The 6,773-nt window shown below is 70.1% G+C and carries 7 protein-coding genes; 3 read left to right on the forward strand and 4 right to left on the reverse strand.

The features are described 5' to 3' along the window. The coding region (locus tag ABZS51_RS41850) for a MerR family transcriptional regulator (RefSeq protein ID WP_355453673.1) at nt 1–463 on the reverse strand (463 nt) is incomplete at its 3' end. A gap of 28 nt (nt 464–491) precedes the next feature. On the opposite strand from ABZS51_RS41850, the gene ABZS51_RS41855 reads away from it, so the two are divergent. Next, complete coding sequence (locus tag ABZS51_RS41855; protein WP_355453676.1) at nt 492–1,265, forward strand: methyltransferase domain-containing protein; 774 nt, start codon at nt 492–494, stop codon at nt 1,263–1,265. A gap of 55 nt (nt 1,266–1,320) precedes the next feature. Here the strand turns inward: ABZS51_RS41855 and ABZS51_RS41860 are convergent, their stop codons facing one another. Next, nucleotides 1,321–1,848 carry a carboxymuconolactone decarboxylase family protein gene (locus tag ABZS51_RS41860; protein ID WP_355453679.1) on the reverse strand — a complete coding sequence of 176 codons (528 nt, stop codon included), beginning with the start codon at nt 1,846–1,848 and terminating at the stop codon, nt 1,321–1,323. A 69-nt stretch (nt 1,849–1,917) separates the two neighbouring features. Between ABZS51_RS41860 and ABZS51_RS41865 the strand changes: the two genes are divergently transcribed. Then, nucleotides 1,918–2,598, forward strand: a complete 681-nt coding sequence (locus ABZS51_RS41865) for a GNAT family N-acetyltransferase (RefSeq protein WP_355453682.1) — start codon at nt 1,918–1,920, stop codon at nt 2,596–2,598. A gap of 26 nt (nt 2,599–2,624) precedes the next feature. Here ABZS51_RS41865 and ABZS51_RS41870 read toward each other — a convergent pair whose 3' ends face one another. Then, nucleotides 2,625–3,527 carry an acetoacetate decarboxylase family protein gene (locus ABZS51_RS41870; protein WP_355453685.1) on the reverse strand — a complete coding sequence of 301 codons (903 nt, stop codon included), beginning with the start codon at nt 3,525–3,527 and terminating at the stop codon, nt 2,625–2,627. 97 nt (nt 3,528–3,624) lie between these two features. Between ABZS51_RS41870 and ABZS51_RS41875 the strand changes: the two genes are divergently transcribed. Continuing rightward, complete coding sequence (locus ABZS51_RS41875) at nt 3,625–6,504, forward strand: BTAD domain-containing putative transcriptional regulator (RefSeq protein WP_355453688.1); 2,880 nt, start codon at nt 3,625–3,627, stop codon at nt 6,502–6,504. A 54-nt stretch (nt 6,505–6,558) separates the two neighbouring features. Here the strand turns inward: ABZS51_RS41875 and ABZS51_RS41880 are convergent. After that, nucleotides 6,559–6,773 (reverse strand): proprotein convertase P-domain-containing protein (locus tag ABZS51_RS41880; RefSeq protein WP_355453691.1); only part of this gene is annotated, 215 nt, incomplete at its 5' end.

Below are 6,773 nucleotides of genomic sequence, written 5' to 3' on the forward strand. Positions count from 1 at the left end.
ACCCGCCGGACCCGCCGGACCCGCCGGACCCGCCGGACCCGCCGGACCCGCCGGAGGCGCCCGGCAGCGGGGCGCCGCGCTCCGCGAGCACCGCCAGGAAGTGCGGACAGCCGGCGAGGTCCTCGTGATCGCAGCCGAGCGCGCAGTCGATGAGCTCCAGCGATGCCTGGGCCTCCGCGATGCGTCGCGCCAGATCGTCCCGGTTGCGCTGGAGGATCCGTCTCCGGACGACAGGGTCGGAGGTGGTGAGCATCTCCCGGACGGCCTCCAGGCTGAAGCCGGCCTCCTTGGCCCGCAGGATGATCGCGACGCGGTTGAGGTCGGTGGAGTCGTAACGGCGGTGCCTTCCCGCGACGCGGGCGGGCGAGAGCAGTCCCATCGTCTCCCAGTGCCGGAGAACGTGGGTGGCCAGGCCGAACCTCGCCGCGACGTCACCGATGGCCATCGCCGTGCTTGACTTCATGTCGACATTAAGTCGGATGCTGGGGCGCATGTCGAACACCAGTGAACTCATCACGCGTCTGGACGAGCTGGACGGCGTCGCCGCGGCCGTGGCCCTGCGCGCCCGGTCGTACGAACTGCTGCGGCTCGGACCCGGGGCCGGCGTCGTGGACGTCGGCTGCGGGACCGGCCGGGCGGTCGCCGAGCTGGCCGAGCGGGGATGCCTGTCGATCGGCGTGGATGTCAGCGACGAGATGATCGCCGTCGCGCGCCGGAGATGGCCCGAAGGGGACTTCAGGACGGGAGACGCCTACGCCCTGCCGCTCGACGACGGCGAGGTCGCCGGGTACCGGGCGGACAAGGTGATGCACGAGCTGGCCGACGCCGGCCGCGCCGTGCGCGAGGCCGGCCGTGTGCTCGCCCCGGGAGGCCGTATCGTGCTCACCGGCCAGGACTGGGACGCGTTCGTCATCGACTCCGGCGATCCGGCCCTCACCCGGACCATCGTGCACGCCGGCGCCGATCAGATCCCCGATCCCCGCGCCGCCCGCCGCTACCGGAACCTGCTGCTCTCAGCGGGCTTCGGCGACGTCCACGTGGAGATCCACACAATGGTCTTCACCGACGCGAAGGCGCTGCCCCTGCTCACCGGCAGGGCGGAGGCGGCCTTCGCGGTGGGGGCCGTCACCCTGGAGCAGCGTGACGCCTGGACCGCGGAGCAGAAGGAACGGGCGCGGCGGGGGCGGCTGTTCCTGGCCGTCCCGCTGTTCGTCGCCTCGGCCACCTGGAACCGGGGAGCCTCGGCCACCTGGAACCGGGGATAGGGCGGCCGGGACCGCTCCTGCCGTCTCCGCGCAGCCGGCGAGCGGGGCAGCGGGACTATGCCGGCTGATCGGCCGGTTCGAGTCCGGCCAGGAGGTTGAAGGAGCCGGTCAGCAGGTTGAGGGCGACGAGGCCGGGGAGCTCGGCGATGACACGGTCGCTCCAGCCGTGCGCCCGGAGATCGGCGACGTCCTGGTCGGTGATCGAGGACGGCTCGGCGAGCACGCGGACGGCGACGGCGATGAGCGCCGCTTCGCGGGCGTCGGTGGAGGTGCCCTGGCGGGCCAGGGCGATGTCCGGCTCGCTCAGCCCCGCCGCCCGGGCGCCCTGGGTGTGGGCGTCGAGGCAGAGGCCGCAGCCGATCCACTCCTGTACGGCCAGTGAGATCTTCTCGCTGAGGGCGCGGGGGAGCTTGGACCGCTTCATGGCGCGGGAGAAGTCGAGGTAGCCCTGGAGCAGCGCGGGGGAGTGGGCCATGGTGGCGACCATCTCACCGACGCCACCTCTCCTGGCGATGATGTCGTCCAGCAGCTCACGGGATCTCCCCGGCGCTTCGGCGGGGTCGAGTGCGGTCAGTCGTCGCATGTGGGTTCCCTTCTCGAGCATCCGGCTCGGATACTATACCCCCGAACCGTATATGCGAGGAGGCAGGGAATGACATCTGAACGACGACTGTCCGAGCACCTGGCCCGCTGGCTCGGCGCGTGGCCGCCCGCTTCCGGCCTTGACATCGTCGGCGAGCCGGGACGGACGCGGCCCGGCTGGGACGGCAGGCTCCATCCGGTTCTGGGAGTGGCGGGGCCGGAAGGCGGCGTCCTGTCGGTCCCGCCCGAGCATGCCGGGCCGGTTTCGCGGCGATACGCCGCCGACGGTGACCTCGCCGTGGTGGGGCCGCAGGTACCGGCCATGGTGGGGTATCCGCAGCGGGGATGGTTCACCGCCGTGTACCGGTGGACCCTCCGGCCCGCGTCGCTGCCCGAGGCCGGAGAGTGGGTCCCCGCCGACGACCCCCACGTCCCGGCGTGGTTGCGGCCCTTCGGCGGCGACGTGCTGGTGGCCCGGGACCCGGAGACCGGAGCGCATCTCGCCGGCGTCGGGATCAAGCGCCATGACGCGTACGGGCACGAACTGGCCGTCGTGACGGCTCCCCAGGCTCAGGGGCGGGGGCTGGCACGCGGACTCGTCGCCCAGGCCGCCCGCCGGGTCCTCGACGAGGGGGCGGTCCCCACGTACATGCACGCCCCGGACAACCTCGCCTCGGCCGCCGTCGCCGTGGCGGCCGGTTTCCCCGACGGCGGCTGGACCTCTTTCGGCCTGACCGAAGAGACTCCTTGACGCCCTGCCACACCAGCCGACGGGGGTCAGCTGTCGAGAACCTGGAGGTCGTTGACCGTGTAGGCCAGCGAGGCGCGGAAGCCCATGCCGGTGCGTTCCGGATCGAGGGCAGCCAGTTCCTCGCCACGGGCCGGGAGGAAGGACAGCTCTCCGGACCCGATCCACGCGTTGTCGATGTGCAAGTCGTCGAATACGGCCATGACCAGCTCGTGTACGGTCGGCTTGTCGTGCTGGCCGGCGGTGAGGCGGGGGAAGTGGCGGAGGTTGACGGTGGGCCTGGTCAGCAGCTTTGCCGCGTCGGGGACGGGTTGTTCCAAGGTGACCAGGGCCTCGGCGATGCGCTGCGCAGCGGTCGAGGCGGTGGCGGCGAACCGGCCGCCCGGTTCGACCCGCGGTGTGGCCGGGCTGTGTGCGGCGAAGGCCCTGGTCTGGTGTACGGTGCCGAGCTTCTTGGGAAAGCCCTGGATCCATCCGCGGGCGAGGGCCGCGTCATTGTCGACGTAGATGTAGGGGCACCAGGCGACGGGCGTGTCCTGCCACAGGGCGTCGATGAGGACCATGAACTCGCGGTACTGGCTGCGCACCGGATCGAGATAGTCCTGGCCATCGGCGGAGAACTGCCAGTCGATGAACATGGCGGTGCCGTGTCCGGAGGCCGAGGGATCCGGGGTCAGGCCTGGCGGCAGGGTGGCGGCCGCGGCCTCGGGGCTGGTCCAGAACTCCACTCCGATCACGTCGCCCGCGTAGTGCCACGGGGGTGCCGGGACGAGGTTGGCCTCGCCGCGCGGGGACAGGGGCAGGGTGAAGCCGTGCAGCATGGAATGCCTCCGAACTGGCTGATCAGTTTCATTGACGTCGAAGCCTGCGCCATCGCCCTGAACCCATGGCGTGCCCGAGCGGCGGTACTGCGGCGAGCCGTTGATCTCCATGTGCTCACTCCTCTCGACCCGCGAACGGCGTGTGCTCAACAATGGGGCTCTGACGCCACAAATTCACCATGGAGTCGGCACAGGCGGGGAGCCGGACATGAGCGGTACGCACTTCACGATCCTGGGCCCGGTGGAAGTGCGCTGGTCAGATGGGCGGGAGCCGTCATTGAGCGGTAAGCAGCGCGCCGTGCTGGCGAGCCTGCTGCTTCATGCCAACACGCTGGTCTCCCGGGAACGGCTGGTGGAGGCGTTGTGGGAGAGGCCTCCCAACTCGGCCGTCGCCAATATGCACGCCTACCTCACCCAATTGCGCCGAGCCCTCCCACCGGACACCCGCCTGCTCACCAGAGGGACGGGATATCTCTTCGCGGCGACCCCTGAAGAGGTGGACCTGCTCGCCTTCGAACGTGCGGTCCAGCTGGCGCAGGACGAGCACGAACACGGCAACATACGGGGCGCTGTCCGCGAGTACGAGAAGTCACTGTCGCTCTGGCGGGGACATGTGGCCGAGGGCACCGAACTGGCGGGCTGGGCGCTGGCCCGCGCGACTCAGGTGGATGAGCGGCGCACGGCCGTCCGGTTGAGCTGGGCCGAGGCGAAGCTCAGCCTGGGCGAAGCCGGCGACGTGATCGAAGTCCTGCGCGCCCTGGTCGCCGAGCAGCCACTCAGCGAGAGTGCGTGGCGCTTGCTCATGCTCGCTCTCGCGCGCAGCGGGCATCGTGATGCGGCCCTGATCGCTTATCAGCGGGCCCGCGCCGTCATCGTCGATCAGCTGGGAGTCGAGCCCAGCCCGCAGCTCCAGCGACTCCAGACGGACATCCTGGCCGGCACCGTGGCCGTCCCGGCACCGCAGACGTGGCAGCGAATCTGCCAGCTTCCTTCCGACATAGCAGATTTCGTGGGAAGAGCCGAGGAACTCGGCCAAGTCCTCACGGCGCTACGCCCGGCGCCCCAGAGAACGGCACCGGCCGTCGTCGTACTGAGCGGATCTCCTGGAGTGGGTAAGAGCACCCTGGCCGTGCATGCCGCCCACCGGCTTCGCGACGACTTTCACGATGGTCAGCTCTACCTGAACCTCAGATCCGGCGACACCGCGGGCGAACCCGCCGCGCTCCTCGCCGAGGCTCTCCGCTCACTGCAGTGGCCCGGATCCGACATCCCGGACTCGGTCCAGGCCAGGGCCGCGCTGTATCGGTCGCTGCTGGCGGATCGAGCTGTGCTCGTCGTCCTCGACGACGCCGAGCACGAGAGCCAGGTGCGATGTCTGCTGGCGGGCACTCCGCGCAGCGCCGTGCTGGTGACCAGCCGCGGTCCCCTCGCCACGCTGGCCGGTGCCACCCGCGTCTCGCTCGGCATGCCGTCCGAGACCGAGGGACAGTCGCTGCTCGAGCGGATCGTCGGCGCGGACCGGGTACGGGGCGAGCCTGAGGCGGCGCGGACGATCGTGCTGGCGTGCGGACAGCTGCCTCTGGCCATCAGGGTGGCCGGAGCCAGGCTTTCCATCAGGCCCGCCTGGCCGTTGCGGGAACTGGCCACGCGGTTGACGGACGGCCGCCCCCTGGACGAACTGACTCTCGGTGAGCTGGACATCCGCACAACCTTCTCGGTGAGCTACGAGCTGTTGCCGGAGCTGCCCCGCCGTGCTTTCCGGCTGATCGGCCTGTCCGGTATCGGCAGCGTCGCGGAGTGGAGCGTGACCGCGCTGCTGGGCACATCCATGCGCGAGGCGGACGCGGCGCTGGAGACGCTTGTCGCGGCTGGACTGTTGCGCGCGAGCACAGTCGATCGAAGCGGGCAGACTCGTTACCGCATGCATGATCTCCTGCGGAGATTCGCGGCCGAGCGAGCAGCGACCGAGGATTCACCTCAGCAGCGTCAGACGGCGATACAACGGCTGGTTGACGAGTGCCTGGCGAGACTGCGTCTCGCAGGCCTCGAACATCCGCCGCCGATGGTCCCCCTGATGGCGCGGGCGCGTTCCGACGGACATCTCCCTGGCCCAGCCGAACGGATGTCGGCCGAATGGTTGTCGGCCGAGCGGGAGACCCTCCTGGCGGCTGCTCAGGCCGTCCCCTCCGAACCGGCGGCGGAGCTCGCCCTGCGCCTCGTACCGTTCCTCGTCACGAGCGGCCTTCGGGCGGACGCGGTCCGCCTCCTGCAGAGCGCCGCCCAGCGGGCGCCCGAGCAGGACACGGCGATGCTGGCGCGACTGGCTCTGGCCGACATCGAGCTGGATGGCGAGCGCTTCGCGGCGGCGCGGGACATGTTCCAGTCCGTGTTCGATCACTTCGACGACGGAGAGGACTCTCACGCGGCCGCCTACGCGCTCACCGGCCTCGTCGCATGTGACCTTCTGGCCGTAGAACCCGGGCAGGGGGCACGAACCGGAATCCGCGCGGCCATGTCACGGTTCGAGTCCGCCGACATCGTCGGACCCCTGCTGGACACATTGGTGGCCATATGCGGGGCGCAGCCGCAGGATCACCGGGATACGATCCGCATCTTCCGGCAGACGCTGCTGCTCGCCAAAGACCGACACTACGGCGAACCGGTCATGCGGTTCCTGCGCACTCTCGTGACCGGGATCGTGTGCTTCCGCGAGAATGACTTCCGCGGAGCCATCGATCGTTACGAGGAGAGCCTCGGCATCATCGGTGAGCTGGGCTGGGGACCGGGAGAACGCTATGTGTTGCGACGGTTGAGCGAGGGTTACCGCGCTGTCGGGCGATACGCCGACGCGGTGACCGCGCTCCGCCGGCTGTCGCTCATGTCCACCAAGGCCAGTGACATGTACAGCGAGGCGCTCTCAGCCTATCTCCTGGGCGAGATCAGCCTGGACCACGGCCAGCGGCAGGCAGCGGCGATGCATTTCATGCGCTGCTACGACCTCATGGACGAACACGACCAGCCGACGTGGCGTACCCGCGCGCTTCGCATGATCGACATCGCCCGCGATGGGCAGACGACCGAAGTGTGACGGTACGCCGGGCGGACCGGCCGCCCGCAGCAGGAGCGCGGGCGGCCGGTGCCTTCAGAGCGTCAGGGTCCATCCGTTGATGTAGCCCTTGTCGCCCTTGGCGAGGTCCTCAGCCCTGAGTTTCCAGGTTCCGCTGGCGGGTGAGGCGCCGGCGTTGACCCAGTAGTTCTCCTCGATGTTGTCGGTGCCGTCCTTGGCGTCGGGGGCCCGCAGGGGGTAGATCTTGCCGTCCGGGGCGATGAGGTCGAGTTTCAGGTCGCCGCGCCAGG

This window comes from Nonomuraea sp. NPDC005501 (genome assembly GCF_040605905.1).
Lineage (GTDB): Bacteria > Actinomycetota > Actinomycetes > Streptosporangiales > Streptosporangiaceae > Nonomuraea.

Excerpts from the sequence above, each read along its gene's own strand:
- ABZS51_RS41855 (WP_355453676.1), top strand. The coding sequence starts at position 492 with ATGTCGAACACCAGTGAACTCATCACGCGTCTGGACGAGCTGGACGGC.
- ABZS51_RS41860 (WP_355453679.1), bottom strand. The coding sequence starts at position 1,848 with ATGCGACGACTGACCGCACTCGACCCCGCCGAAGCGCCGGGGAGATCC.
- ABZS51_RS41865 (WP_355453682.1), top strand. The coding sequence starts at position 1,918 with ATGACATCTGAACGACGACTGTCCGAGCACCTGGCCCGCTGGCTCGGC.
- ABZS51_RS41870 (WP_355453685.1), bottom strand. The coding sequence starts at position 3,527 with ATGGAGATCAACGGCTCGCCGCAGTACCGCCGCTCGGGCACGCCATGG.
- ABZS51_RS41875 (WP_355453688.1), top strand. The coding sequence starts at position 3,625 with ATGAGCGGTACGCACTTCACGATCCTGGGCCCGGTGGAAGTGCGCTGG.